Source organism: Leucobacter aridicollis, assembly GCF_013409595.1.
Classification (GTDB): Bacteria; Actinomycetota; Actinomycetes; order Actinomycetales; family Microbacteriaceae; genus Leucobacter; species Leucobacter aridicollis.
The window spans coordinates 812,784-838,937 of sequence record NZ_JACCBD010000001.1; the positions used below are offsets into that span (position 1 = coordinate 812,784).

Below are 26,154 nucleotides of genomic sequence, written 5' to 3' on the forward strand. Positions count from 1 at the left end.
AGAAGTCGTCCGCAACGCAACACACGAGAGCGGGCGGGCCTCGTAGCATCGTTTTGTTAGGTAAGGCTTGCCTAACTCTCGCTGCCGATTTGCGGCCGCGACCAGCCATCTTTCCGCTAGGAGAACAATGCTGCACGCTTCAGCGCGCCCACACACGCGACGACTCTCGGGAGTCGCCACCCTCATCGCCGCCGCGGCCATCGCCCTCACCGGCTGCACCGCGCCAGCCGCCGAGGAACCCGCGGACGCATCGTCGGCGACGGGCGTCACCATCGAACACGCGCACGGCACCACCGTCATCCCCGAAAAGCCGAAGCGGATCGTCGCGCTCGGCTGGATGACCCCCGACATCGTCGCGGCGCTCGGTGAGAACCCCGTTGGCATCGAAGAGGTGTGGGGTGCCGACGAGAGCGGCTACCTGCCCTGGTTCAACGAGTTCGTGACCGAGGAGTACGGCGAGACGCCGGAGATCATTCCGTACGGCAAGGAGGGCCCGAACTTCGAGGGCATCAAGGCGCTGAAGCCGGACCTCATCCTTGGCCTCTACACGGGCATCACCGACGTCGAGTACGAGCGGCTGAGCGAGATCGCCCCGACCGTGCCCTACATCAAGGGGCCGTGGGATCCGAGCACCTGGGAGGAGATGACCCGCACCGTCGGCAAGGCCATGTGGGAGGAGGAACGCGCCGAGGAACTCGTCGCCGAGACCGAGGAACTCGTGACCTCGCTCGCGGACGAACACCCGGAGTTCTCCGGCAAGACGTTCGTCTGGGGGCTCACCATGCCCGAGGGCAGCACCGATCTCGGCGTCTACCTCGACTACGATCCGCGCGTGCGCATCACCGAGGCGCTCGGTTTCACCTCGACGAGCGCGATGGACAGCTTCCATCAGAGCGCCGAGGGCGACAACTGGTACACGGGCGTGAGCCTCGAGAACCTGTCCGACGTCGAGGCCGACGTCTTCGCCGCCTGGGGCGCGAGCAAGGCCGAGGCGACCGCGACCGTCGAGAACAAGATCGTGTCGAAGTGGAACCCGATCGCGAACGGCGCCTACGTCATCTACAACAACCAGGCGGAGGCGGCAGCCATCAGCTCGCCGACCGTGCTGTCGCTGCAGTACATCCTGCCGAAGTACGTCGATGACCTCGCGGCCGCGCTGCAGGGCGAGCCGACAAACTCCAACGAATGACATTGACTGCTGAGAGGCGGGGCCGCGAGGCGGCCCCGCCTTCCGCGGCGCGAACGCCGAAGCCCCGGAAGCGAGGCTGGGTGCTCGGCGTTGGCCTCGCGGTGGTCTGCGGGGTGCTCGTCGTCACCGTGATCGCCTCGCTCGCCGTCGGCAGCCGCGCAATCGACCCGGGAACCGTCATCGCCGCGCTCACCGCGTACGACGAGGAGAACCCGCTTCACCTCACGGTCCGAGAGCTGCGCGTACCGCGCACGGTCTACGGGATCCTCATCGGCGCAGCGCTCGCGATGTGCGGCGGACTCATCCAAGCGTTCACGCGCAACCCGCTCGCCGATCCGGGCATCCTCGGTGTGAATGCGGGGGCGTCGTTCGCCGTCACGTTCGCCGTCGGCGTGCTCGGCCTGACGGCGCCGGGCGCCTACGTGCCGTTCGCGCTCGGTGGGGCGTTCGTGCTTACCGTCCTCGTGTACGTGCTCGGCTCGTTCGGGCCTTCGGGCGCCACCCCCATGAAACTCACCCTCGCGGGCGTAGCGCTCGGCGCGGCGTTCACCGGATTCACGACCGCGATCGTGCTGCAACACAACAGCACGCTGCAGGTGATGCGGTTCTGGGGCGTCGGCTCGGTCGCGGGCCGCGACCTCGCGGACCTCGCGTGGGCCGCGCCGCTCATCGGCGCGGGACTGCTGCTCGGGATGCTGAGCGCCCGCTCGCTCAACGCGCTCGCGCTCGGCGACGACCTGGCGCAGGCACTCGGCGCGCGCATCCGGGTGACCCGCGTGAGCGTGATCGTCGCGGTCACGCTCCTCGCGGGCACCGCCGTCGCCGCGGCGGGACCCATCGGTTTCGTCGGCATCATGATCCCGCACGCCGTGCGCTGGTTCACCGGTCCCGACCAGCGCTGGGTGCTCAGCTACTCTGTCGTCGTCGGTGCGAGCTTCCTGCTGCTCGCCGACATCCTCGGCCGTGTCGCGCTCCCGAACGGCGAGCTGCGCGTCGGCATCGTCACGGGTCTGCTCGGCGCGCCCGTGCTCATCGCGCTCGTGCGCCGGAGGCAGGTGAGCGGGCTGTGAGCGGATCCCCAACGACGATCGACTTCGGCCGCCGCGAACTGCGGCTCGAAACGCGAAAACTCGCCTGGGCGGTCCCGCACCGATCCCTCGTCGTGAGCGGCGCGCTCGTCGTCGTCGTGATCGTCTTCGGCGTCGCCTCGATGAGCATCGGCTCATACGACGTTGGCTTCGCCGACGTGGTGCGCGCCCTCGTCGACCCCGGCGTGAACCCCGATACTCGGCAGGTCGTGTTCGAGTGGCGGTTCCCGCGCGTGCTGTTCGCGGTGCTCTGCGGTGCGGCCCTCGCGCTCTCCGGCGGCATCTTCCAGTCGCTCACGCGGAACCCGCTCGGGTCGCCCGACATCATCGGGTTCGGCGTCGGCGCGCAGTTCGGTGTCACGCTCGTGATGGTGGTACTCGGGCTGAACACCTATATGTTCAAAGCGGCCGGTGCGCTCGTCGGCGGCCTCGCGACCGCGCTCATCGTCTACGTGCTCGCCATGAAGCGCACCGTCTCGTCGTTCAGGCTCATCATTGTGGGCATCGGCGTCTCGGCGGGGCTCGGCTCCCTCACCTCCTGGATCCTCATCTCCGTGAGCGTCGAGAAGGCGATGATGGCCGCGACCTGGGGCGCCGGATCGATCGCGTCGCTTGGCTTCGATCAGCTGCGTCCCGCAGCAGCCGTGTTCGTCGTCGTCGCCGTCGCGGCGCTGCCGCTCGCGCGCACCCTGCCGGTGCTCGAGATGGGCGACGACGCGGCGACCGCGCTCGGTGTGCACCCCGGTCGCACCCGCTTCGGCGCGATGGTGCTCGGCGTCGCTCTTGTCGCGCTCGTGACGGCGGCGGCCGGCCCGATCTCGTTCATCGCGCTCGCCGCGCCGCAGATCAGCCAGCGGCTCACTCGCACGAACACCCCGATGGGTGGGGCGGCCCTCATGCTCACCGGAGCGGCGCTCGTCGTCGTGTCGGACGCTGCGGCGCAGCTCCTGCTCGTACCCGTTGGCGTCGTCACCGTATCAATCGGCGGGATCTATCTCGCCTGGCTCCTCGCCACCCAGTACGCGCGCCGCGCGTGAAAGGATCCCGACCTATGCCCGCATCGCTCTGCGCGCGCGACGTCTCGCTCGGATACAGCGACAGCCCCGTCATCTCCGGGCTCACGCTCGAGGTACCCGACGACTCGTTCACCATCATCATCGGGCCGAACGCCTGCGGGAAGTCGACGCTGCTGCGCGGGCTGGCGCGGCTCCTGCGGCCGTCGCATGGCAGCGTGTTGCTCGACGGCGCCGAACTGCATCGGCAGAAGTCTAAGGAGGTCGCGAAGCGGCTCGGGCTGCTGCCGCAGTCGTCGCTTGCGCCCGACGGAATCACCGTCGCCGATCTCGTCGCCCGCGGCCGGTTCCCGCACCAGAACGCGCTGCGGACCTGGAGCAGCGCAGACGAGGCGGCGGTGTCGGGCGCGATGGCCGCGACGAACGTCACCGAGCTGTCCACGCGGCTCGTCGACGAGCTCTCTGGCGGGCAGCGGCAACGCGTCTGGGTCGCGATGGCGCTCGCGCAGCAGACGGGACACCTCCTGCTTGACGAGCCGACGACATTCCTCGACATCGCCCACCAGATCGACCTCATGGAGTTGTTCGCGGAGCTGCATCGCGGCGGCACGACGCTCGTCGCCGTGCTCCACGATTTGAATCACGCCGCCAGGTACGCGACTCACCTCGTCGCCATGCGCGACGGCGAGATCGTGGCGCAGGGTGAGCCGCGCGAGATCATCACCGAGCGCATCGTCGAGCAGGTCTACGACCTTCCGTACCAGGTGATCACAGACCCCGTCTCGGGGACGCCGCTCGTGCTGCCGCTTGGGGGTCGGCGGGCGTAGCGCGTCCCCGGGCCGGATGCCTGCGGCCTCGCCGGCCCGGTCAGCGCTGCGCGGGAAGCGCGAGCGAGAACAGGGCGCCGGCGCCGCTCACCACCGCGCCGATCACGAACAGCGCGGTGAACGAGCCGAGCGTGCTCGCCCCGGTGGTCGCGACGGCGACACTCGTGAGCACGGAGGTCGAGATCGGTGCGCCGAGCGCGGACCCGACCGTGCGCAGCACGCCGTTCACGCCGAGCGCGGCCGCGATCTCGGCGCGCGGCGCGATGCTCGCGACGAGATCAGACACGACCGCGAAACCGATGCCGTTGCCGAGCCCGACGAGCGCAAAGAACACGACGATCACGGTGAGGCTCTGGGGAGCGAGCGCGACGCCAAGGCTGCCGACGCCCATGACCGCGAGCGCGAGGAGCGCGGTGAGCTTCGAACTCGTGCGGCCGATGAGCCAGGGCGCGAAGCGGCCGCCGAGGAACACGAGGATCGCGCCGGGCAGGAGCGCGATGCCCGTCTGCGTGACGGTGAAGCCCTGGCCGAAGCCCGCCGCCGGGTCGGCCTGCAGCAGCACGGGGAGGCCGACGTAGAACAGGTACGGGATGAACCCGAGGAACAGGGTGAGGCCGTTCGTGATCGCGAGCGCCGGCCGGGCGAGGGTGCGTACGTCGATGAGGGGAGCGGGCGTGCGGCGCTCCACGAGGACGAGCGCGGTGAGTGCGGCGACCGCGGCCGCGAGCAGGCCGAGCACCGCTGCCGATCCCCAGCCCCAGCTGCCGCCCTGGGAGATCGCGAGCAGCAGCGCGAGCAGCCCGACGGTGAGGAGTGCCGTGCCAGGCCAGTCGGTGCGGGCAGCCTGGCCGCGCTGCGAGGCCGGCACGAAGATCACCGCGAGCGCGATCGACAGCACGCCCATCGCGGCGCCAGTCACGAACAGCCAGTGCCAGGAGAGCGTTTCGACGATGACGCCGCCGACGACGAGGGCCGCGCCCGCGCCGAGCCCCATCGTGCCGCTCAGCCACCCGGTCGCGCTGCGCTGCGCATCGCCCGCGGTGTGGCGCCGCACGATCGCGAGGGCGAGCGGGAAGGTTGCGGTGCTCGCGCCCTGGAGCACGCGCCCCACGAGCAGGACGGGAAGCGTGGGGGCGAGCGCGGCGAGTACGCCGCCAGCGACGAAGGTGCCGAGCGTTGCGAGCAGGATGCGCCGGTGCCCGTAGCGGTCGCCGAGCGAGCCGAGGATCGGGGCCGCGACAGCGCCGCAGAGCAGATAGCTCGTGAGGATCCACCCCGCCAGGGAGGCGTCGATGCCGAACTCCGCCATGAACGTCGGGATCGCGGGGACGAGCAGCGTCTGCATCATCGAGAAACTCAGCACGCCGATCGCGAGCGCGAAGACAAGGCCGCGCGGGCCGCGTCCCGCGGCGGGGGACTCGGCCTGGGCATGGATGGGCGTGGGGGCGGTGTGCGGCACGGCTGCTCGACTCTCGTTCCGGGCAGCGACGCCCTCATTTATCGGATCGGAATGATCCGTTCCGATAGAAGTCTATGCCAAACACCGGTACCGTGGAAGGGTGACGTCACACGAACCCGAAGCTGGGCCCCTGCGCGGCCGCGCCCGCGAGGCGCAGAGCAACGACGGTGCGATCCTGCGCGCCGCACGCGAAGTGTTCAGCGAGTGGGGGTGGAGCGCCCCGATGTCGGAGGTCGCCGCGCGCGCGAATACCGGCGTCGCGAGCATCTACCGGCGCTACCCGAGCAAGACCGAGCTCGTGAACGCGATCCGCGTGTACGCGCTCGACCTCATTTGCGAGCTCGCCGAGGACTGCGCAGGCAAGGCCGGGCAGCCCGGGCAGCCGGAATCTGCAGTCGAGCTGTTCCTCCGCAGGCACATCGCCGAGGCCCGGGGGCCGCTCATGCCGCTACTCGGACGCCAGGTGGGCAGCAACGACGAGATCGACGCGCTCTCCGACCGACTCGAGGTCGCGCTCGCCGCGATCATCGCCCACGATGTGGCCCGCGGGCTCGTGCCGGCGAGCTACGGGCCCGGCGACCTGATGCTCACTGTCACCCACCTGCGCCCGGCGCTCACGGTGCCACGCGAACGTGCCAACGTCATCCACCTGCGGCAGCTCGACTACGTGCTCGCCGGGCTGCGCGCCTACGCGGAAACCGGCGACGAGCCCAGCGGCCAATCCTCCAGCTGGGCCGAGTGGGTCAGCCTGAACAACACCGACGAGCGCGAGTAGCGGCGGTGGGGTCGCTTCCGGCCCCACCGCCACCGCTACGCAACGATCGCGACCGGGTTCTCGAGGAGTCGCGTCAGCGCGCGCAGAAACTCGGCCGCGAGCGCGCCGTCGATGATGCGGTGATCCGCCGACAGCGTGTAGCGCAGCCGCTCGCGGACGACGACCTCGCCGTCCACGACGACGGGCTCGGACACCGCGGCGCCGACCGCGAGGATCGCACCCTCGGGCGGGTTGATCACGGCCGTGAACTGCTCGACGCCGTACATGCCAAGGTTGCTGATCGTAAACGTGCCCCCGGTCATCTCGTCCACCGTGAGCCGCCCGGCTCGCGCCCGCGCCGTGAGCTCCGCCATCGCTGCGGCGATCGCCGAGGTCGGCTGCCTGTCGGCGTCGCGGATCACGGGCACGACGAGCCCAGACGCTGAAGCGACCGCGAGCCCGACGTGCACGCGCTCGTGCATCACCGTCGCGCCGCGCCCCTCGGGCGAGTAGGAGGCGTTCACCCCCGGCACCTCGCGGAGCGCGAGCGCTGCCGCACGCACCAGCAGGTCTGTGACGCTGAGCTTCGGCCTGCCCGCCGCGACGAGCCGCTCGGTGAGTGTTGCACGCAACGCGAGCAACTCGGTCACGTCGGCGACCGCGGTCACGGCGAAGTGTGGCGCCTCCGAGCTGCTTTCGCTGAGCCTGCGCGCGATGACCGCGCGGGTCGCGTCAAACGGGACCACGGTCGACCGCTGCGTGGCGCTCGCCGCGGCGGGCGCGGCCGATGGCGCCGGCGATCCGGATCCGCGGCTCACTCCCGCGGGCGCCGCAGCCGCGGCCTCAGGGATGTCAGCGCGCACGATCCTGCCGCCTGGCCCGCTCCCAACAACGCCCGCGAGGTCGATGCCGCGTTCGCGGGCGAGTCGCCGCACGAGGGGGGAGCTGAACTGCCGCGCCGCCGCGTCGGCGCTCCGCTGGGCGCGGGGCGTGGACTCCGCGGACGCGGCTGGCGCTGTAGGGCTGGTCACCGGAGCAGGGGCCGGAGCCGGAGCCGGGGCCTCGCGCCGGGAACGCTCCGGATCCTGATCCGCGCCCGGTCCGCCGCTCGTGCCGTCGTCGAGTCGCGCGATCGGCTCGCCGATGCGCGCCTGTTCGCCCTCCTGCGTGAGGATCGCGCTCAGCACGCCGGCCTCGTACGCCTCCTGCTCCATGAGTGCCTTGTCTGTCTCGATCTCGACGATGATGTCGCCGACCTCGACGCGGTCGCCCGGCTGCTTGCGCCACGCCGCGATCGTGCCCTCGGTCATCGTGTCGCTCAGGCGGGGCATGAGAATGTCGATCATCGGTGCTGCCTTTCTATGCACGGCCAGCGACGGCCGCGAGCGTCTCGCGGATCGCGGTGATGGCGTCGGACGCCTGGGGGAGTGCCGCTGTCTCGAGCGGCTTGGAGTACGGCAACGGCACCTCGGCCATCGCGACGCGGCGCACCGGGGCGTCGAGCCAGTCGAACGCGCCGTCGGAGATCGTCGCCGCGATCTCGGCGCCGATGCCGTACGTGAGCCAGTCGTCCTCGAGGACGACGGCGCAGTTCGTGCGCTTCACCGACTCGATGATCGTGTCGCGGTCGAGGGGTCTGAGGCTGCGCAGATCGACAACCTCGACGTCGATTCCGTCGCTTTCGGCGAGCAGCTCGGCGACCTCGAGCGCCACCGCCGCCATGCGCGAGTAAGACACAACGGTAATGTCGCTGCCCCGGCGCGTGACCTTCGCGCGGCCGATCTCGGCCGGAGTGTCGTCGTCGGGGACCTCGCCCGTCGTGTTGTACAGCGCGAGGTTCTCGAGAAACAGCACGGGGTCGTCGTCGCGAATCGCGGCGGTCAGGAGCGCCTTCGCGTCTGCCGGGCTCGACGGGGCGACGACCTTCATGCCCGGGACGAACGCGTAAAACAGCTCGATGTTCTGGGAGTGGGTCGCGCCGAGCTGCTGGCCGCCGCCGCCCGGCGTGCGGATCACGAGCGGCACGCGGGCCTGGCCGCCGAACATCCCGTAGATCTTCGCCGCGTGGTTGACGATCTGGTCGAGGGCGAGCAGCGAGAAGTTGATCGTCATGATCTCGACGACGGGCCTGAGCCCGAGCATCGCTGCGCCGATGGCGGCGCCGGTGAAGCCCTCTTCGGCGATCGGGGTGTCGCGGACGCGCTTCGGACCGAACTCCTCGAGCATCCCCGCGGTGATCTTGTATGAGCCCTCGAAGACGCCGATCTCCTCGCCGATGAGCATCACCTCGGGGTCGCGGAGCATCTCTGAGCGCAGGGTGTCGTGCAGCGCCTGCCGGTAGGTCATCGTGCGCGTGGTCATGCTGCGACTCCGTTCGTCGGGGCGGGAGGGAAGGGGACGGGGGCGAAGAGCGGCTCGCCCGGTAGCCTGCGCGAGTCGTTCGCGACGGGGGTTGCGTACGTGTAGTCGAAGAGCGTGTCGACGCTCGGGTGCGGGCTCGCCTCGGCGAACGCGACCGCCGACTGCACGGCAGCGGTGGCGCTCGCGTCGACCGCCGCTGCCGCGTCGTCGTCGAGGAGGCCAAGGTCGGTGAGGCGCGCTGCGAACAGCGCGATCGGGTCGCTCGCCGCCAGGGCCTGGACCTTCTGCGGGTCGCGGTACTTTGCCGGGTCGACGACCGAGTGTCCCTTCAACCGCTCGCTCACGGCCTCGAGGAGGAACGGCGTGCCGGCCCGCGCGCTCCCGAGCGCGTGCTGCATCGCGTCGCGGACGGCCAGGGGATCGGTGCCGTCGACCCGCTCCGATGGCATGCGGTACGACGCCGCGCGCTTGTAGAGCTCGGGTTCGCCGGCCGCCTCCTCGACAGTCGTGCCCATGCCCAGCCCGTTGTTCACGACGACGAACACGACCGGCAGGCGCCAGATCGCCGCGAGGTTCAACGACTCGTGGAACGCGCCGATGTTCGTGGTGCCGTCGCCCATGATGCAGACGACTGCCTCGCTCCCGCCGCGATAGTCGATGGCGAGCGCGGCGCCCGTTGCGAGCGGCAGCTGGCCGCCGACGATGCCGTACCCGCCGAGCAGTCGCGCCTCGGCGTCGAACAGGTGCATGGACCCGCCCCAGCCCTTCGAGACCCCGTCGGATCGGCCGTACAGTTCGGCCATGATCCTGCCCGGCTCGATGCCCTTACTCAGTGCGTAGCCGTGCTCGCGGTAGTTCGTGAAGAGGTAGTCTGTCGGCGCCATCGCGGCGGCCACGCCGACGACGGTCGCCTCCTCGCCGAGGTTCAGGTGGCAGTATCCGCCGATCTCGGCCTGCGTGTATGCGCGCGCTGCGCGCTCCTCGAAGCGGCGGATGAGCAGCATCTCGCGATACAGGTCGAGCATGGCCTCATCGTCCGGGCTCGCGGGTCGGGCGTCACCCGGGCCCGCGGGGCCGGTGGACTCTACTGGGGATGTCCCTCCCGGTGGCACGCTCCCGGGTGGCGTCGCCGCGTCGGGCTGGTCGCCCGCCCGTCGCCGTGTCCGTGGCTTCGCTTGTGGCTGTGCGCCCACTGGTGAACTCCTCACTCCACTTGGTCGCCGCGCAACGGGCGGCGACCCCAATCGTTAATGAAACGATATCGTATCATTATAGAATGGGGGTGGAGAACGAGGTTCGCGCACGGTGCGCGAGGAGTGCGAGGAGCGGAATGGGCGAGGCTGCCGGCGAGCGGAAGCGGGGGCGACCAACGGAGGCGGAGCGTGCGCTGCGTCACGACCGCATTCTCGATGAGGCGCTCGCACTGTTCGCCTCCCGCGGGTACGGCGCGGTGACGATCGACGAGCTCGCGCTCAGTGCCCAGGTCACCAAGCGGACGATTTACGCGTACTTCGGGGATAAAGCGGGCGTCTTCACCGCTGTCATCGAGCGGTTCCGGGCGCAAGCCGGAGTCGTCTCGGGTGCGGGTGTGCTCGAGACCGCCACGCGCATTGTCGAGGTGCTGTTCTCGGACAGCGCAGTCGCGATGCACCGCCTCATGATCGCCGAGGCGCAGCAATTTCCCGAGCTCGCGGCGAGCTTCTATGACAGCGGGCCGCGCAGCTACGTCGCGCTCCTCGGCGCGAGCCTAGGTGAGCCAGACCCCGAGCCTCCCGCCGAGCGGGACTCGCTCGCTGAGGCGCTGTTCGGGCTGCTGCTCGGCGAGCCGCACCGGCGCAGGCTACTCGGGCTCGCGGGTGCGCCGACCCCGGAGATGTCGCGAATTCACGCCGAGCGGGCGCTCGCTCTCCTCGGGATTGGTGCGTAAGTTCGCAGATCAATCGAGGCCGCCGGCCCGAGCGATTGTCTGCGCCGATGCACAGTGCGGCCGGTGTTTGTGCTCGCCGCAAGCGGGTTGTTCCACTCGCCAAAGTCGGGGGCGAAAGTTGGCCGTTCGTGCCATGGTTTTTCACTGCTGCGCGCGATAGTGTGAGGCTCACAAGTGACCCTTGTAAGTGCTTCGACGGCGAAGACGACGCATCTTTGTTGCCGAGGCGCTGAGCACCATCGAGTGCTCCGAGTACCACCAGAGCAATCCCAAACAAGGAGCGTGAACGTCAATGGGGATCAATATCAATGATCCAGAACCCATTCGCTTTCTCGACGCAGACGGAACGTTTGCGCCGAACGAGAGTGCGGCGGAGTATCTCAGTGAGATCGATGATCTCGCTGTTGAAGAAGTCCAAGAGTGGTACAGGTCGATGGCCCGCAGTCGCGCCTTCGACACCGAGTGCACCAATCTGCAGCGCCAGGGCCAGCTCGCGCTCTGGGCGCCGAACCTCGGGCAGGAGGGCTGCCAGGTCGGGCTCGCATACGCGACAGAGCCAGCAGATCACCTGTTCCCGACCTACCGCGAGCACGCCGTCGCCGACGTGCGCGGGGTGCCGCTGCTCGACCTCGCCGCCCAGTTCCGCGGTCTCACCCACGGTGGCTGGGACGTGAACGACCCGAAGAACGGCAACTTCCACCTCTACACCGTCGTGCTCGGTGCGCAGGCACAGCACGCGCAGGGCTTCGCCCTCGGGATGCTCCTCGACGCGAAGCGTACGGCGGGCAACACCGCGCTGGACCCGAACGAGCCAGGCACCGCCACCGGTCGCGGCGTGATGTGCTTCTACGGCGACGGCACCACCAGCCAGGGCGAGGCAAACGAGGCCCTCGTCTTCGCGCAGAGCTACCAGTCACCCGTCGTGTTCGTCGTGCAAAACAACCAGTACGCGATCTCCGTGCCCGTCGCCCGCCAGAGCCGCACGCCCCTCTACCGGCGCGCGCTCGGATTCGGCATTCAGTCGGTGCAGATCGACGGCAATGACGTGCTCGCCTCGTACGCGGTTGGCCGGCGGTTCATGCGCGACGCACGCGAGGGCCGAGGCCCCGGCTACATCGAGGCCCTGACGTACCGCGTTGGCGCGCACACCACGAGCGACGACCCGACCCGCTACCGCGAGAACGAGGAACTCGAGGAGTGGAAGACGAAGGATCCGCTGCTTCGCGCAGCGGGCTACCTCCGCTCGCTCGGCGTCTCGGACGAGACGATCGCCGAGATCGACGCCGAAGCTGCCGCCCACGCGCGCGTTGTCCGCGAGCAGATCCTCGCGCTCCCCGCGTCGCGACCCGACGAGATCTTCGACTACGTCTACGCGGAACCGCACCCGCGCATCGACGAACAGCAGACCTGGATGCACGCCTACGAAGCGTCGTTCGCAGAGGAGGTGGCCTCATGAGCCAGTCACAGGAGACCACATCACTCGCGATCGCCCGGGCGATCAACGCTGGCCTGCGCGAGGCGCTGTCCAAGGATGACAACGTCGTGCTGCTCGGCCAGGACATCGGCGCCCTCGGCGGCGTGTTCCGCGTGACCGACGCGCTCGCGAAGGACTTCGGCACCGCACGCGTGCTCGACATGCCGCTCGCAGAGGCCGGCATCCTCGGGTCGGCCGTCGGCCTCGCGATGAGCGGCTTCCGCCCCGTCGCCGAGATCCAGTTCGACGGCTTCGTGTTCCCGGCGATGAACCAGCTGGTCACCCAGCTCGCGAAGCTCCGCAACCGCTCGGCCGGCACCATGAACATGCCCGTCGTGTTGCGGCTGCCGTACGGCGGACACATCGGCGCCGTCGAGCATCACCAGGAGAGCCCGGAGGCGTACTTCGCGCACACCGCTGGCCTGCGCGTGGTGAGCCCGGCGAACGCGAACGATGCGTACTGGATGATCCAGCAGGCGATCGAGTCCGAAGACCCCGTGATCTTCCTCGAGCCCAAGGCGAAGTACTGGCAGAAGGGCGAGGTACGCCTCGACCGGCCAGCGGCCAAGCTACACGAGACGCTCGTCGCCCGCGAAGGCGCCGACGTGACGCTCGTCGGCTTCGGCGCGATGGTCACCACGCTGCTGCAGGCCGCCGAGATCGCGAAGTCCGAGGGCGTGAGCGCCGAGGTCATCGACCTGCGCACGGTGTCGCCCATCGACTACGGCCCCATCGTCGAGTCGGTGCGCAAGACCGGCCGCGTCGTGGTCGCCCAGGAGGCGCCGGAGAACGCGAGCGTCGGCTCCGAGATCGCCGCGACGCTGAGCGAACGCTGCTTCCTTTCCCTCGAGGCCCCGGTGCTGCGGGTTTCGGGCTACGACACTCCGTTCCCGCCAGCCGGGAACGAGAGCCACTACCTGCCCGATGCTGATCGCGTGCTTGAAGCCGTCGATCGCGCACTGAACTACTAGACAGCGCACCGCGCTGAGAGGGTAAGACATGAGTAAGAACGAATTTGCGCTCCCCGACGTGGGGGAGGGCCTGACCGAAGCCGAGATCGTGACCTGGGCGGTGAAGCCCGGCGACACGGTGCACCTGAACCAGGTGATCTGCGAGATCGAGACGGCGAAGTCGCTCGTCGAGATCCCGTCGCCGTTCGAGGGCGAGATCGCCGAGCTGCTCGTCGAGACCGGGACGACGGTGCCGGTGGGCACCGCGATCCTGCGGATGGTGGGAGACGACGCCGATCCTGATCCCGTCGCCCCCGCGGCTGCCGAGGGCGTTACAACCGGCGGGGCACACGCCGCCGGTGACGCTGCGGCGCCCGCCGACGCGCCTGCCCCCGCCGCCGCTGCTGCGGACGAGGCTCCCGCGGAAGACGAGAACTCGGGTGCGGTGCTCGTCGGGTACGGCACCGGCGGCGCCGTGAAGAGCCGCCGCAGGCCCGGCGGTCAGCCCCTCGTCGTGGTGGGCCCTGCGGCGACCGCCGAACCGCCAGCCGCGGGCAAGGTGTACGTGAAACCGCCGGTGCGTAAGCTCGCGCGAGACCTCGGCGTGGATCTCACCCGCGTCGCGGGCTCCGGCGCGGGCGGCCAGATCCTCCGTGACGACGTCCACGCGGCCGCGAATGGCGCACACGCGGGTGGCGGATCGGCTGCCGGAACCGGCGAGCTCCGGATCGCACCAACGAGCGGCTTCAGCGCAGGTGCTGCGCGCGAGGAGCGGGTGCCGGTGAAGGGGATCCGCAAGGTCGTCGCCGCGGCGATGGTCGAAAGCAAGTTCACTGCGCCGCACACCTCAGTGTTCGTCGAGGTCGACGCGACGCGCACGATGAAGTTCGTGAAGCGGCTGAAGCAGAACGAGGCGTTCGCCGACGTGCGTGTCTCCCCGCTGCTGGTCATGGCGCGCGCCGTGATCTGGGCGCTCGCCCGAAACCCCGAGGTGAATTCGGCCTGGGCTGGCGACGAGATCATCCGCCGAAACTACGTGAACCTCGGCATCGCTGCGGCGACGCCGCGCGGGCTCGTCGTGCCGAACATCAAGGACGCGCACGAGCTGTCGCTGCTCGAACTCGCCGAGGCGATCGGCACGCTCACGAAGCGCGCCCGCGATGGCGCGACGCAGCCGGCCGAGATGCAGCAGGGCACCGTGACAATCACCAACGTTGGCGTGTTCGGGGTGGATTTCGGCCTGCCGATCCTGAACCCCGGAGAGACCGCGATTGTCGCGATGGGCTCGATCAAGGAGAAGCCATGGGTGGTGAAGGGCAAGGTGCGTCCGCGCATGGTGACGACCGTCGGCGGATCGTTCGACCATCGCGTCATCGACGGCGACGTCATCAGCCGGTTCATCGCGGACATCGCCGCCGTGCTTGAACGACCGGAACACCTGCTCAGCTAATTCGGCTGAACATCGAAGAGGAATCGCACACATTGGTTGACGGGCGCGCGGTGCTCACTCGTAGGATCGCAGTATGACTACTGCAGTGTTGCTGAGCATCGACAACGGGATCGCCCGAATCACCCTGAACCGGCCCGAGCGGCTGAACGCGTTCAACGATGAGATGGCGGAGGGGTGGGCGGCAGCCGCGGAGGCTGCCGCCCAGTCCGACGAGGTGCGCGCCATCATCATCGACGCCGCAGGCCGGGCGTTCTGCGCCGGCGGCGACGTGCAGGCGATGGCCCAGATGGACGAGCGTGCGGACATGATCCGTGAGCTCGCGCACCGCATCAACGTCGGCATTCTCGCGCTCACCGAATCGGCAAAGCCCGTCGTCGCGGCCGCCCACGGCACCACCGCCGGTGGCGGACTCGGCATTCTCCTGTCGAGCGACTACGCCGTCATCGGTGAGTCGTCGCGCGTCGGGAGCGTCTACGGCGGTGTCGGCCTCACCCCCGACCTGTCGGTGTCAGCCCAGCTCGCGGCGGCCGTCGGCGAACGCCGCGCCCTGCAACTCCTGCTGCAAGAGCGGCTGCTGCCCGCCGATGAGGCGGTCGAGTGGGGGCTCGCCGCCGAAAAGGTCGCCGACGATCAGGTCGGCGCCCGCGCCGAGGAAATCGCCGCGTTCTGGGCGCAGAACGCGCACGCCTACGGCGAGGCGAAGCGGCTCATCCGCTCGCGCTCCGAGCGCACCTTCCGCGAGCAGCTCGCCGAGGAAGCGAGCACGATCGCGACGGCGTCGGAGAGCGCCGAGGGCGACAAGCGCATCCGGGCCTTCGCGTCGCGGTAGCCGGGTGGGCGGTCGACGCCGCGTTGGCCTTCGCGGCGTACCAGCTCGACCGCCGACGCCGCGTCAGCGTGGCATGCTAAGTGCATGGGAAGCACGCGCGAGGAGATGAACCGCCAGGCGATCGTCGCGATCCGCCGCGTGCGCGACCGCATCGACCGCGACTACGCGCAACCGCTCGACGTCGAGGCACTCGCCCGAGACGCCCACATGTCCGCCGGGCATCTCAGCCGCGAATTTCGCCGGATCTTCGGGGAGTCGCCCTACTCGTACCTCATGACCCGCCGCATCGAACGCGCGATGACGCTGCTGCGGCGGGGTGACTTGAGCGTGACCGAGGTCTGCTTCGAGGTTGGGTCGTCCTCGCTCGGCACGTTCACGACCCGGTTCACGGAACTGGTCGGCGTCTCGCCCGGCGCCTACAAGCGTGGGAGCGCAGGCGTTGCTGCCGGAATTCCCGCCTGCCATGCCAAGCAGGCGACGAGACCGGTCAGGAATCGAGAAGTTTCCGAGCCCGGAGCGACGTAGATTGAACGCATGAACATCAGCATTCACTACGCATTCCTGCCACACACCGACCCGGAGGCATCGCTGCGCTTCTACCGGGACGCACTCGGGTTCGAGGTGCGAAACGACGTCGGCTACGAGAACATGAGGTGGATCACTGTCGGTCCCGGGGGCCAGCCAGACACCTCGATCGTGCTGCACCCGCCGGCCGTTGACCCTGGCGTCTCTGAGGCTGAGCGGTCAGTCATTCTCGACCTCATGGCCAAGGGGGTGTACGGGGCGCTCACGCTCGCAACCGACGACCTCGACGGCTTCTTCGCAAAGCTCGAGGCCGCGGGCGCAGACGTCGTGCAGGAGCCGATCGACCAGGACTACGGGGTGCGCGACTGCGCGTTCCGCGACCCGTCGGGCAACCTCATCCGGGTGAACCAGCGCTAGGGGGCTCGGCGAGCGCGGGCTAGGCGATGCGGTGCTCCCGGACCTCCGCGGTCGCCGAGGCCCCGTTGTTATCGACGTACAGCTGGCCCTCGGTGAGCGACACCGTCATCGTGTTGCGTCGCTCGAGCGTCTCAACGAGCGCGTCGATGAATCCGAGATCGAACGAGCGCACGACGATCTCGTCGGCATTGTGAATCGTCTTGCCAGCCCACGCCGCCAGCAGCTTCTCGGGCTCGCGGTGTGTATAGACCGCCGTGCGGTCGGCGAGCTTGCTGCCAAAGTGCAGCCGGTCGGCGTCTGGTGCACCGACCTCGATCCAGGCCGTCGTCGCGCCCGTGAGGTCACGCACGAGCACCGCCGGCTCATCCGTCGTTGAGACGCCCGCGCTGAACTGGATGCCCTCCTCGTACTCGAGGCAGTAGGCGAGCAGGCGCGTGATCATGAACCTGTCGGTCTCTGACGGGTGCCGTGCGACCCGAAGGGAGAGATCCTCGTACACCCCACGATCCACGTCTGCCAGTTGGATGTCGAAGGTGTGCATGGTTGCGCCGATAGCCATGGTTCCCGAGTTTACCCGGGCTTGCACACTCCGAGTTCACGCACCCGACTTTGCGCGAGGCGCTACTTTCCCCGCAGGAGTGCCGCTTACCAACTGTCAGGAAAGGGCTGTCTTGCGGGGAAGGGGGCGCCCGGCGGGGTGGGGCGGGCAGGCCCAGGCCCAGCCCAGCATGGTTCAGCCCCGGCTCACGCCCGCGGTGTCGAGGGCCGCCGCGACCGCCCGGCGTCCGACCCCGTCGAGGCCCCGTACAGGGTGCGGCAACGCGTCCGGCCCAGTGAGCCCAAGCTCCTCGGCGACTGCGGCAACAACCCTCAGGCTCCCGTGTGCGGCGAAGAGGTCCCAGAACGGTGCGAAGCGGCTCGAGATGGCGGCTGCGGTCGCGTGGTCTCCTGACTGGGCCGCACGCGTCAGATCGAGGCACTCGCGCGGCAGCACTCCGGCGAGCACGCTGTACCAGGCGTCGCAGCCGGCAATGAGTCCCGCGGCGGCCGACCCGTCGCCGCTCACACCCAGCGTGACGTTGGCGGGGATGTGCTCGCGATAGTGCGCGACTGCCGCGGAGGCGGCGTCCGGTGAGGTCGGGACCGGAGGAATCTTGATCGAGCCCATCCCGGGGAGCTCCGCGATGCGCCCGTGGAGGCCTGCAGTGAACGTGAACCCCGTCGTCGCCGGGTTGTCGTAGACCACAACCGGCACGGAGAGCTCGGCAGCGACCCGCTCGTAGAGCCCAAACACCTCCTCCTCGGTGAGCCGCTGGTATGACATTGGGGCGAGTAGCACTGCCGAGGCGCCTGCGCGCTGCGCGTCGTCGACGTTGGCGAGCACCTCCCGTGTGCTGAGCGCGCTCACCCCGATGACGACGGGCACCGTCCCGGCCGACTGCACTGCGAGCTCTGCCACGCGTGCGCGCTCGGCGCGGGACAGATATGCGTAGCTGCCGGTCGAGCCGAGCGCCCCGATCGAGTCCACGCCTGCGTCCGCGAGCCGCTCGACGAGGGCAGCGAATGCAGCCTCATCAACCGCGAAACCTGAATGGCTCAGTGCCGCAGCGGCTGGCTGCAGCGGGGTCAACGGGAACGCGCACAAGCCGGTGAACTTCAACGTCGCTGCTCCTTTGGTGTTCGTGCAGAGAACTCCATCGTAGGCCGAACGCCCGGCCGCGACACCGTACCTTCGCCGCACACTGCCCCCTTCCCAACCGTTGGAAAGGGGGCAGTGTGCAGGGAAGACGCTGTGCGGCGGAAGCTTCAGCGGGCGCGGCGTCCGCCAGCCAGCGGCTCGACCAGCTGGCCTAGCTCGCGACCTTGCGCACCGCGCGACCGCCCGAATGGATGTATTTGTCGCCGTTCGGGAGCGTGTAGAACTTCACCGACGTCCACGCGCCGGGGGCGCCAACCGCGAAGAGCCCGTCGCTGACTGGGACGAGATCGTACTCAGCCGCCGACTGCGCAACGAAGGTCGCGGCGATGCCGGTGATCCTGCTCGATGCGCGGAGCGCGCCGTCCTGCTCGAACGCCTTCATCTCGACGCTCGCCCGCTTGTACTCGCCGACGTACTCGGAGATGTCAGCCTCGAACGGAACCTCCGGGGGAGCGAAGGCGGCTGGCAGTGAAACGCCGCCGAGCTCCTCGAAGATCTCGTTGAAGAGCTCGCGGTACACCTCGCGGATCGCGCCGCCGTTCGTGAGCATCACGACCGCGAGACCGGCCTCGGGGAGCACGCGCAGGATCGCGGCCTGGCCGACGGTGCCGCCGTCGTGGCCGAACAGCCTCGTGCCGTTCCAGTCGTAGCGGATCCAGCCGAGCCCCCAGGAGTCGCCGAGCACCGTCGTGTCGGGCAGCGGGACCTGGAACTCGGTCATCTGCCGAGCGCTGTCCGCGGAGAGCACGCGGGTGCCGTCGCTCGCGACGCCGCCCTCCAAGTGCATCCGCGCGAACTCGAGCACGTCCGCGGCCGACGAGTTGATGATGCCCGACGGGCCGAGCGAGCGCGGAAGCGACCAGCGCGGGGCGAGCAGCGGCCCGTTCGCGTCGCGGCCGAGGTGCCCGAAGGCGGCCCGCTCACGGAGTGCGTCCTCGGGGAGGGTGCTCGTGTGCTTCAGCCCGAGCGGCGTGTAGAGCCGCTCGCGCATCGCCGCGTCCCAGTTCAGGCCCGTGATGACCTCGATGATGCGACCGAGGAGCGCATAGCCCGCGTTCGAGTACGAGAATGTCGCGCCAACGGGGTGATTGAGCGGGGCGTCCGCGAGCGAGGCGACGTACTTCTCGAGGCAGTCGTCCCCGCGTCCGAGGTCGTTGTAGTTGTCGCCGTCGATTCCGTTCGTGTGCGTGAGCAGGTGGTGGATCGTGATGAGCTCCGCCTGGCCCTCGTCCGCGACCGCGAAGCCGGGGATGATGTCGACGACCCGGGTATCGAGCGAGAGCTTACCCTCGTCGATGAGCTGCATCGCGACGGTCGCGGTCCACACCTTGGTGATGGAGCCGATCTGGAAGACCGAGTCGTCCGTAGTCTCGACACCCGTGTTCACGTTGAGGATGCCGTGGCTCGCGATGACGGGCTCCTCGCCGAGGCGCAGAATGCCGAGGGTCGCGCCCGGGATGTCGTGCAGCGTCGCAAGCTCGCTGAATCGCTGTTGCCAGTGCGCGGCGTCGAGGGCGGCGGTGCGCACGGGCGTGCCGGGCTCTGGCACGTGCCGGACAACCCAGTCGACGATGCGCCGGTTCCAGTCGGCGCGATGCGAGGGGCGACCGTTCGACAGGAATCCGTGGGCCCCGCCGGGATACAGCACGAGCTCGGTCGGGACGTTCTGCTCCCGCAGCGCGGTGAACCACTGCTCCGCCTGACCCACGGGGCAGCGGTGATCCTCCCCGCCGTGCACGATGAGCGTCGGGGTGCGCACGTCCGCGACCTTCGAGATCGGCGACTGGGGAGCCGTCACCTCCGGCGTCTGCCAGGGCAGCGAGAGGTTCTCGAACTGCGAGATGAAGTGACCGACGTCCGAGGTGCCGGCAAGGCTGGCGAGATCCGACACGACCCCGCCGGCGACCGCCGCGGCGAAGCGCTGGTCTCGCGAGGTGAGGTAGCACGTGGTGAACCCGCCGTAGCTGTACCCGGTGATGGCGAGGCGAGTAGCGTCGGCGATGCCCTCCTCGACGAGCGCGTCGAGCGGCTCGAGGAAGTCGTTCGCGTCGCCGTGGCCCCACACGCCGATGACGCCGCGCATGAACTCCTCGCCGTAGCCGTCGCTGCCGCGCGGGTTCAGCGTGAGCACCGCCCAGCCGCGGTTCACGAGCTCGTGGTGGTAGGCATGCACGGTCTCCGCCGCGCCGTTCCACGCGTTGTGTGGGCCGCCGTGCACGTCGAGTAGCAGCGGCAGCGGACCCGCAAGCGAGGGGTCTCGGCGCAGCCAACCGTGCACCGTCGTGCCGTCGGAGATGGTGAAGCTGCGCGGTTCGGCGACGACGACGCCCGAGTCCTCGGGCGTGTAGCTTGTGAGCACCGTCAGGGATCCCGATGCGAGGTCGACGACGGCGACCTCGCCGAAGCTCGTCTCGGTCGCGAGGATGATCACGGCGGTGGAACCGGACACTGAGACGCCCGAGACGTTGGCCGCGCCGCCGACGAGTGGACGGGGTGCGTCGCCCGCCGGGTCGGTGATGTAGAGGTTCGTGTAGCCGCTCTCGCGGGCGCAGAACACGAGCTCCGAGCCGTCCGAACCGTACTGGGGCAGCGCGCCCGGGTAGCCCGGTGCGCCCTGCATGACGTTCCGGTCGAGCGCTGCCGTGAGGTTGCGCGGCGCCGAGCCGTCGACGGGGATGGCAAACAGGCTTGCGTTGCCCACCTGCGTAGTCTCGCTGCCGATGGCGAGGATCTCGCTCCCGTCGGGCGACCACGTCGTCGCCGACAGCTGCCCGGTCACGGGGCCGACGAGTCGCGGGGCGACCTTCGCGGTGACTGCCGGGACAACGTAGACGGCGCTCGTGAGATCGAGGTCGCTGCCCGGGGTCTTGCTGCTCGAGAACGCGATCTGCGAGCCGTCGGGCGACCAGACGGGCCTGCCCGCGAGCCAGTCGCCGGTGGTCACTCGAAGCGTCGTGGCGCCGTCGAGGTCGACGACGTGGATGTGGGTGCGGACGGTGCCAAGAAACCCGGAACCGTCGGCCTTGTAGAAGAGCCTGTCGGTAACGATGGGCTTGGTGCGGAGCGTCGGCGAGGCGGCGTTGCCGTCGCCGGGCGCCGCGCTGATGTCGACCGGGCCGCTGAACGCGAGCTTCGAGCTCGTTGCGTTCCAGACGGGCGGGCCGGCCCCGAGGGGCTGCTTCGTGACCTGCTCGGCCTCGCCTCCGGCAACGGGGAGCACCCAGAGCTGGGCGGGTCCGCTCTGGGCCCGCAGGAACGCGATCCGGGTGCCGTCGGGGCTCCATGCCGGAGCCGTGTCCGACGTTCCGCGCGTCAGCCGACGCGCCGGCCCGCCCGCGGTGGGGGCGAGCCAGAGCGACCGCTCATCGCGATCCCCATCGCGGTTCGTGGTGCGCAACACGTACACGACCTGCGAGCCGTCGGGCGACAGGGTGGGCTGCTCGGGGAGCGGGTGGTCGAGGAACTCGTCGGTGTGAACACGTCGCTGTGTCATGGGGTCTCCTGTCTGGGGCGTGGTGCGAGAGCGGCCCGCGACCTCGTGGGTCGCGGGCCAGGGAGACAGCGCGGAAGCGGTGGGCGTTCCGCGGTGCCAGACGCTGCGGCGGCGAGCCTCGCCAGGTGGCCGCCGCAGCGCGGTCGAAGTGCGCGGAAGCGCTACACGGTCACGCGTCGGCTCGTCCGCCCGCTGTTCATGTACAGCGCGCGGCCGGTGCCATCGTCTCCGGTGAAGGAGTACTGCGGCATCGTCACCTGATCCGTCCCGAGCGCGAGCACAGTGTCGTCGCGCCAGTGAGCCAGCTCGATGGGCCGCGGCGTCGCACCGAGCTCAGCGAAGATGCCCTGGAGGTCGTGGGAGACCCAGACCCGGCCGTCGTCGTCCTGCGTGACGTGCGTGTCCGCCGCCGCCGACCGGTAGGTGCCGAGGTAGCGCGACGCGTCAAAGCTTGTGGTGCCCTCCGACGCCTCGGGGGCGGCGGGCGCCTCGATACCGGTGAGGCGCTGCACGGCCGGGAGCACGAGGTCGGAGTAGAGCGCCTGGGTGCTGCCACCGTTGGTGAGCAGCGCGATTGCGACGCCGTGGTCCGGGAATACCCGGAAGAAGGCGCTCTGGCCGAGGGTGCCGCCGTTGTGCCCGATCGTGCGGCCGCCCGACCAGTCGAAGAGTCGCCAGCCGAGGCCCCAGCTGTCACGCGAGTCGCCGAGGTCGGGAAGCAGCACCTGCGGCTCCTGCATGGCGGCGATGCTCGCGGCGCTGACAATCTGACGGCCATCGGGTCCGACGCCACCGTTCAGGTGCAGTTTCGCGAAGCCCATGAGGTCTTCGGCGCTCGTGCACAATACGGACCCCGCGGGGGAGTGTGCGCGGATCAACGACCATTCCTTCGACGGCTCGGGCTCGCCGCCCGCCGTCATCGTGAGGTGGCCGACCGCGGCGCGGAAGCGGATCGCTTCGTTGGCGCCCGTGACCGCGCGGGTGAGCTGCATCGGCTCGATGAGGTACTGGCGGAGGCATGCCTCGTAGTGAGCGCCGCGGATGACCTCGACGAGACGGCCGAGCACGCAGAACGCCGCGTTGTTGTATGAGAACATCTCGCCGGGCGGGAAGAGCTGGTCGGTGTCGCGGAGGGCGTCGACGAAGAGCTTCACTGCGTCCTCGCCCTCGGAGGTCGCGATGAAGACATCGCCCTCGAAGCCGGACGTGTGCGTGAGGAGATTGCGGACGGTGATCTGCGCGGCGGCCTCCGCATTCGCGAGGGCGAATTCGGGAAGGTAGCGCTGGATCGGGGCGTCGAGCTCGACGAGCCCCTCGTCCACGAGCTGCATCACGAGCGTCGTGGTCCATACCTTCGTGATGGAGCCGACCTGGAAGACGGTGTCGGTCGCTGCGTCGACCCCAGTGAGCTTGTTGATCACGCCGCCAGCGGTGGTGAAGACCTCGTCAGCGCTGAGCACAGCGATCGCCGCGCCTGGCACGCTGTGCTTCTCGAGCAGGCCCGGAAGCTCGGCCTCAATCCATGCGCCGACCTGGGCCAGTGACTCCACCATAAAAACTCCTCCTCATCGAGAAATGCGACTGCTTCGAGCGTAAAGCGCCACGAAAGCTTGGATCTCGTAGGACTCGACGGGAGTTCGCCGTGACATTCGTGAGATGCGACAATTCTACGGCGCCGGGTGGGGCCAGCAGCGCGGGCTGAGTCGCCTCCGCGGATCGCGAGTGCCCGCGGAAAACTGCGCCCCCGGGCAGCGGCGAGAGCCGCGGGCCGGGGGCGCAGTGACGCGACGGTGCTACTTCATGGCGTCGACGCGCTTGCTGGCCCGCGACAGCTTCGACGGCCACCAGATCTTCTCGCCGATGTCGTAGCTCAGTGCAGGCACGAGCAGCGAGCGGACGATGAACGTGTCGATGAGCACACCGAACGCGACGATGAACGCGATCTGCACGAGGAACAGGATCGGGATCACGGCGAGCGCTGCGAACGTCGCGGCAAGCACGAGGCCAGCCGAGGTGATGACGCCGCCGGTGATTGTCAGGCCGCGCAGGATCCCCTCCCGTGTCCCGTGCTTCACGGACTCCTCGCGCACACGTGTCATGAGGAAGATGTTGTAGTCGATCCCGAGCGCGACGAGGAAGATGAATCCGAAGAGCGGCACCGCCGGGTCCGCGCCGGGGAACTCGAAGATCCCGTTGAACACGAGCGCCGAGACGCCGAGGGCGGTCCCAAAGGAGAGCACCGTCGTGAGCACGAGCAGGATCGGCGCGACGACGGAGCGCAGCAGCAGCATCAGGATCACGAGGATCACGGCCAGCACGACCGGGATGATGAGGTTGCGATCGTGGATCGAGGCGGTGTTCGTGTCAATCGCGGTCGCCGTGACGCCGCCAACGAGTGCGCCAGGGATCGCGTCCGACAGCTCCGTGCGGATGTCGCGGACGGTGTCGGCGGCCGCGTCGGAGTCCGCCGCGGACGTGAGCGTCGCCTGAATCATGACGTCGCCGTCGACGACGGTCGGCTCAGGCGCCGGGGTCCCCGGAGGGCCGAACGCGGTAATGCCGTCTGCGGTGATCGGTGCGGACCCGCTCGGCGAATCCTTGGAGACGACCGAGACGCCGTCGATGTCCGAGTGCGCGAGGAGCACGTCCGCGGCGGTCTGCAGATCGCCCTCGGGTACGACGACGGTCGCGGGGCTACCCGATCCGCCGGGGAAGTGCTCGCCGAGCGCACGCTGGCCGTCCCGGGCCTCGGAGGAGCCGATCACGAGATCGGACTGCGGCACGCCGACGGCGTTGAGCTGCGTCACGCCAAGCGCGCCGACCGCGAGCACGATCGCGGTCGTCACCCAGATTGCACGCGGGCGACGCTTGATGAGGCCGGCGAACTTGCTCCAGACGCCGCCCGACGGCATGCCGTGTTCGGCCTTGACGACGTCGGGCTCGTAGGCGGGCCGGCGGGGCCAGAAGGCGGCGCGGCCGAAGGCGAACAGGATCGCCGGCAAGAGCGTGAGGGCCGCGAGCATCGCGAACACGATGCCGATTGCCGCGACCGGTCCAAGCGTGCTGTTCGACTTCAGGTCGCTGAGCAGCAGGCACAAGAGGCCGGCGATCACGGTGCCGCCGGATGCGACGATCGGTTCGAACGACGCGCGCACCGCCCGCATCGTCGCCTGCCACTTGTCGGTGGTGATGCGCAGCTCCTCGCGGAAGCGGGCGACGTAGAGCAGCGAGTAGTCGGTCGCCGCGCCGATCACCAGGATGAAGAGGATGCCCTGGGTCTGTCCGCTCAGCAGGATCACGCCAGCCTTCGCGAGCCACCACACGGTGAGGAGCGCGACGCACAGCGCGAACATGCTCGTGGAGAGCACGGCGATGGGAAGCAAGAGCGATCGGTAGACGACGATCAGGATCAGGAACACGGCGATGAGCGCGACGCCGAGGAGGAGCCCGTCGATGCCGGAGAAGGCCGCGGCGAGGTCGGAGCTGAAGCCCGCAGGGCCAGTGACGTAGACGTTGACGCCGTCCGGGGCGTCCGCGCGCAGCGTCTCCCCGAGCGCGGCGACGGTGTCGCTGAGGTCAGCGTCGGAGTCGATCGGGACGAACGCCTGGGCGGCCTTCCCGTCCTCGGACGGGATGGCGGGGGAGATGCCGTCGGTGATGCCCGGGGTGTCCGCGAGGTCGTCGAGCGCGGTCGAGATGTCGGCGAGGTCGGAATCGCTCAGCTCGTTCTCGCCGGCGAACACGACGATCGCTGGGATCGTGTCGCTGTCGTTGAACTCGGTGAGCAGGTTCCGCACCTGCGTTGCGTCGGCCGATTCCGGCAGATACGCGGTGGGGTCGTTCGAGGAGACCTCGCTGACCTTGCCGAAGTATGGCCCGCCGATGCCAGCGCCGGCCAGCCAGCCGACGATGAGGAGCGCCGGGATGAGGATCCGGAGCCACTTGGGAACTCCTCGCTTCGCCGGGGCCTGCGTGTGCGGCGTTGGATCGGTGCCTGGTGCGCTCATGCCATGTCCTTTGCTCTCAACTGCATGTCGCTAGCCTAGCAAGAAATGTCAATGGGTTGTAGTTAGTTCAGCTTAAAGTATTCGATCCAGGCTACAATCGTCACATGCAGGACATGTTCGCGGATGGGGCGCAGGAGCGCGCCAACGTCTATGATCTGGACTCCAACGACCCCGAGGGTCGGCTCGTGAGTCGCGCAGGCGTGGATCCCGCGCAGGTGCAACACATCGGCATGCTCATGGGTGCGCTCGGGCGACTCCGTGACGCCGAGCAGGAGCTGTCGGACGCGTCGCTCAAGTACATGCGCCTCAACGAGACCGACATGCGCGCGCTGCACTTCCTCATCGTCGCCGGGAACCGCGGAGACCTCGCGACGCCAGGGACGATCGCCAGCCACCTGAAGATCTCGAGCGCATCAACGACCAAGCTGCTCGATCGCCTCGAGCGGGCCGGGCACATTGTGCGCCGGCCGCACCCGACGGACCGGCGGGCGCTCGCAATCTCCATCACGCCAGAAACGCACGAGGCCGCGATGAACACCGTCGGCAAGCAGCACGCCAAGCGCTTCCACGCGGCGGCCCGACTCACCCCGGCCGAGCGTGAGGTCGTGATCCGGTTCCTCGACGACATGGCGTCTGAAATTCGGATCGGATCCGACGACTGGCCCAGCCAGGATGAGGCGCCCGCACGCTGA

At 69.2% G+C, this 26,154-nt stretch carries 22 protein-coding genes; 13 read left to right on the forward strand and 9 right to left on the reverse strand.

Going from position 1 to position 26,154, the window contains the following annotated elements; translation table 11 throughout:
* Nucleotides 1-127: 127 nt before the first annotated feature.
* The 4 genes from BJ960_RS03650 to BJ960_RS03665 are packed head-to-tail and all read left to right on the forward strand — an operon-like array spanning nucleotide 128 to nucleotide 4,117.
* Nucleotides 128-1,189 (forward strand): iron-siderophore ABC transporter substrate-binding protein, encoded by a 1,062-nt coding sequence (locus BJ960_RS03650; RefSeq protein ID WP_185986304.1) that lies wholly within the window; start codon nucleotides 128-130, stop codon nucleotides 1,187-1,189.
* Nucleotides 1,186-2,259: a FecCD family ABC transporter permease gene (locus BJ960_RS03655; protein WP_185986305.1), complete on the forward strand. Its 1,074-nt coding sequence runs from the start codon at nucleotides 1,186-1,188 to the stop codon at nucleotides 2,257-2,259. The genes BJ960_RS03650 and BJ960_RS03655 overlap by 4 nt, the downstream gene beginning before the upstream one ends.
* On the forward strand, nucleotides 2,256-3,314 hold the full coding sequence (locus tag BJ960_RS03660; protein WP_185986306.1) for a FecCD family ABC transporter permease: 1,059 nt from the start codon (nucleotides 2,256-2,258) through the stop codon (nucleotides 3,312-3,314). Before BJ960_RS03655 ends, BJ960_RS03660 begins: the two co-directional genes overlap by 4 nt.
* 14 nt (nucleotides 3,315-3,328) lie before the next feature.
* Nucleotides 3,329-4,117: an ABC transporter ATP-binding protein gene (locus BJ960_RS03665; protein ID WP_185986307.1), complete on the forward strand. Its 789-nt coding sequence runs from the start codon at nucleotides 3,329-3,331 to the stop codon at nucleotides 4,115-4,117.
* Between the two features lie 40 nt (nucleotides 4,118-4,157).
* On the opposite strand, the gene BJ960_RS03670 is transcribed toward BJ960_RS03665, so the two are convergent.
* On the reverse strand, nucleotides 4,158-5,576 hold the full coding sequence (locus tag BJ960_RS03670; RefSeq protein WP_202229177.1) for an MFS transporter: 1,419 nt from the start codon (nucleotides 5,574-5,576) through the stop codon (nucleotides 4,158-4,160).
* A gap of 100 nt (nucleotides 5,577-5,676) precedes the next feature.
* Between BJ960_RS03670 and BJ960_RS03675 the strand changes: the two genes are divergently transcribed.
* Nucleotides 5,677-6,351 (forward strand): TetR/AcrR family transcriptional regulator, encoded by a 675-nt coding sequence (locus BJ960_RS03675; RefSeq protein WP_202229178.1) that lies wholly within the window; start codon nucleotides 5,677-5,679, stop codon nucleotides 6,349-6,351.
* 35 nt (nucleotides 6,352-6,386) lie between these two features.
* Here BJ960_RS03675 and BJ960_RS03680 read toward each other — a convergent pair whose 3' ends face one another.
* The 3 genes from BJ960_RS03680 to pdhA are packed head-to-tail and all read right to left on the reverse strand — an operon-like array spanning nucleotide 6,387 to nucleotide 9,716.
* Nucleotides 6,387-7,676 (reverse strand): dihydrolipoamide acetyltransferase family protein, encoded by a 1,290-nt coding sequence (locus tag BJ960_RS03680; RefSeq protein WP_185986308.1) that lies wholly within the window; start codon nucleotides 7,674-7,676, stop codon nucleotides 6,387-6,389.
* Between the two features lie 13 nt (nucleotides 7,677-7,689).
* Nucleotides 7,690-8,691 (reverse strand): alpha-ketoacid dehydrogenase subunit beta, encoded by a 1,002-nt coding sequence (locus tag BJ960_RS03685; protein WP_237463625.1) that lies wholly within the window; start codon nucleotides 8,689-8,691, stop codon nucleotides 7,690-7,692.
* Nucleotides 8,688-9,716, reverse strand: a complete 1,029-nt coding sequence (gene pdhA / locus BJ960_RS03690; RefSeq protein WP_185986309.1) for a pyruvate dehydrogenase (acetyl-transferring) E1 component subunit alpha — start codon at nucleotides 9,714-9,716, stop codon at nucleotides 8,688-8,690. Before pdhA ends, BJ960_RS03685 begins: the two co-directional genes overlap by 4 nt.
* A 305-nt stretch (nucleotides 9,717-10,021) precedes the next feature.
* Here pdhA and BJ960_RS03695 point away from each other — a divergent pair, with 305 nt between their 5' ends.
* The 7 genes from BJ960_RS03695 (at nucleotide 10,022) to BJ960_RS03725 (ending at nucleotide 16,263) form a co-directional block, all read left to right on the forward strand.
* Nucleotides 10,022-10,618 carry a TetR/AcrR family transcriptional regulator gene (locus tag BJ960_RS03695; protein WP_185986310.1) on the forward strand — a complete coding sequence of 199 codons (597 nt, stop codon included), beginning with the start codon at nucleotides 10,022-10,024 and terminating at the stop codon, nucleotides 10,616-10,618.
* Between the two features lie 292 nt (nucleotides 10,619-10,910).
* Nucleotides 10,911-12,074 (forward strand): thiamine pyrophosphate-dependent enzyme, encoded by a 1,164-nt coding sequence (locus BJ960_RS03700; protein ID WP_185986311.1) that lies wholly within the window; start codon nucleotides 10,911-10,913, stop codon nucleotides 12,072-12,074.
* A complete protein-coding gene (locus BJ960_RS03705; protein WP_121075501.1) occupies nucleotides 12,071-13,063 on the forward strand; it encodes an alpha-ketoacid dehydrogenase subunit beta in 993 nt (330 codons plus the stop codon). The genes BJ960_RS03700 and BJ960_RS03705 overlap by 4 nt, the downstream gene beginning before the upstream one ends.
* Before the next feature lie 28 nt (nucleotides 13,064-13,091).
* Complete coding sequence (locus BJ960_RS03710) at nucleotides 13,092-14,492, forward strand: dihydrolipoamide acetyltransferase family protein (protein WP_185986312.1); 1,401 nt, start codon at nucleotides 13,092-13,094, stop codon at nucleotides 14,490-14,492.
* A gap of 73 nt (nucleotides 14,493-14,565) precedes the next feature.
* The gene (locus tag BJ960_RS03715) at nucleotides 14,566-15,321 is read left to right on the forward strand and encodes an enoyl-CoA hydratase/isomerase family protein (protein WP_185986313.1); all 756 of its coding nucleotides are present in this window, start codon (nucleotides 14,566-14,568) and stop codon (nucleotides 15,319-15,321) included.
* Nucleotides 15,322-15,405: 84 nt separating this feature from the next.
* Nucleotides 15,406-15,846 carry a helix-turn-helix transcriptional regulator gene (locus tag BJ960_RS03720; RefSeq protein ID WP_121075490.1) on the forward strand — a complete coding sequence of 147 codons (441 nt, stop codon included), beginning with the start codon at nucleotides 15,406-15,408 and terminating at the stop codon, nucleotides 15,844-15,846.
* Nucleotides 15,847-15,855: 9 nt separating this feature from the next.
* On the forward strand, nucleotides 15,856-16,263 hold the full coding sequence (locus tag BJ960_RS03725; protein WP_185986314.1) for a VOC family protein: 408 nt from the start codon (nucleotides 15,856-15,858) through the stop codon (nucleotides 16,261-16,263).
* A gap of 19 nt (nucleotides 16,264-16,282) precedes the next feature.
* Here the strand turns inward: BJ960_RS03725 and BJ960_RS03730 are convergent, their stop codons facing one another.
* The 5 genes from BJ960_RS03730 to BJ960_RS03750 form a co-directional block, all read right to left on the reverse strand.
* On the reverse strand, nucleotides 16,283-16,822 hold the full coding sequence (locus BJ960_RS03730) for a YaeQ family protein (protein WP_121075485.1): 540 nt from the start codon (nucleotides 16,820-16,822) through the stop codon (nucleotides 16,283-16,285).
* A gap of 174 nt (nucleotides 16,823-16,996) precedes the next feature.
* Nucleotides 16,997-17,923, reverse strand: coding sequence for a dihydrodipicolinate synthase family protein (locus BJ960_RS03735; RefSeq protein WP_202229179.1), 927 nt, complete (start codon nucleotides 17,921-17,923; stop codon nucleotides 16,997-16,999).
* 190 nt (nucleotides 17,924-18,113) lie between these two features.
* On the reverse strand, nucleotides 18,114-21,455 hold the full coding sequence (locus tag BJ960_RS03740; protein ID WP_185986315.1) for a serine hydrolase: 3,342 nt from the start codon (nucleotides 21,453-21,455) through the stop codon (nucleotides 18,114-18,116).
* Between the two features lie 161 nt (nucleotides 21,456-21,616).
* Nucleotides 21,617-23,008 carry a serine hydrolase domain-containing protein gene (locus tag BJ960_RS03745; RefSeq protein ID WP_221936270.1) on the reverse strand — a complete coding sequence of 464 codons (1,392 nt, stop codon included), beginning with the start codon at nucleotides 23,006-23,008 and terminating at the stop codon, nucleotides 21,617-21,619.
* Between the two features lie 240 nt (nucleotides 23,009-23,248).
* The gene (locus BJ960_RS03750; RefSeq protein WP_185986316.1) at nucleotides 23,249-25,462 is read right to left on the reverse strand and encodes an MMPL family transporter; all 2,214 of its coding nucleotides are present in this window, start codon (nucleotides 25,460-25,462) and stop codon (nucleotides 23,249-23,251) included.
* Nucleotides 25,463-25,566: 104 nt separating this feature from the next.
* Between BJ960_RS03750 and BJ960_RS03755 the strand changes: the two genes are divergently transcribed.
* On the forward strand, nucleotides 25,567-26,154 hold the full coding sequence (locus BJ960_RS03755) for a MarR family winged helix-turn-helix transcriptional regulator (RefSeq protein ID WP_121075467.1): 588 nt from the start codon (nucleotides 25,567-25,569) through the stop codon (nucleotides 26,152-26,154).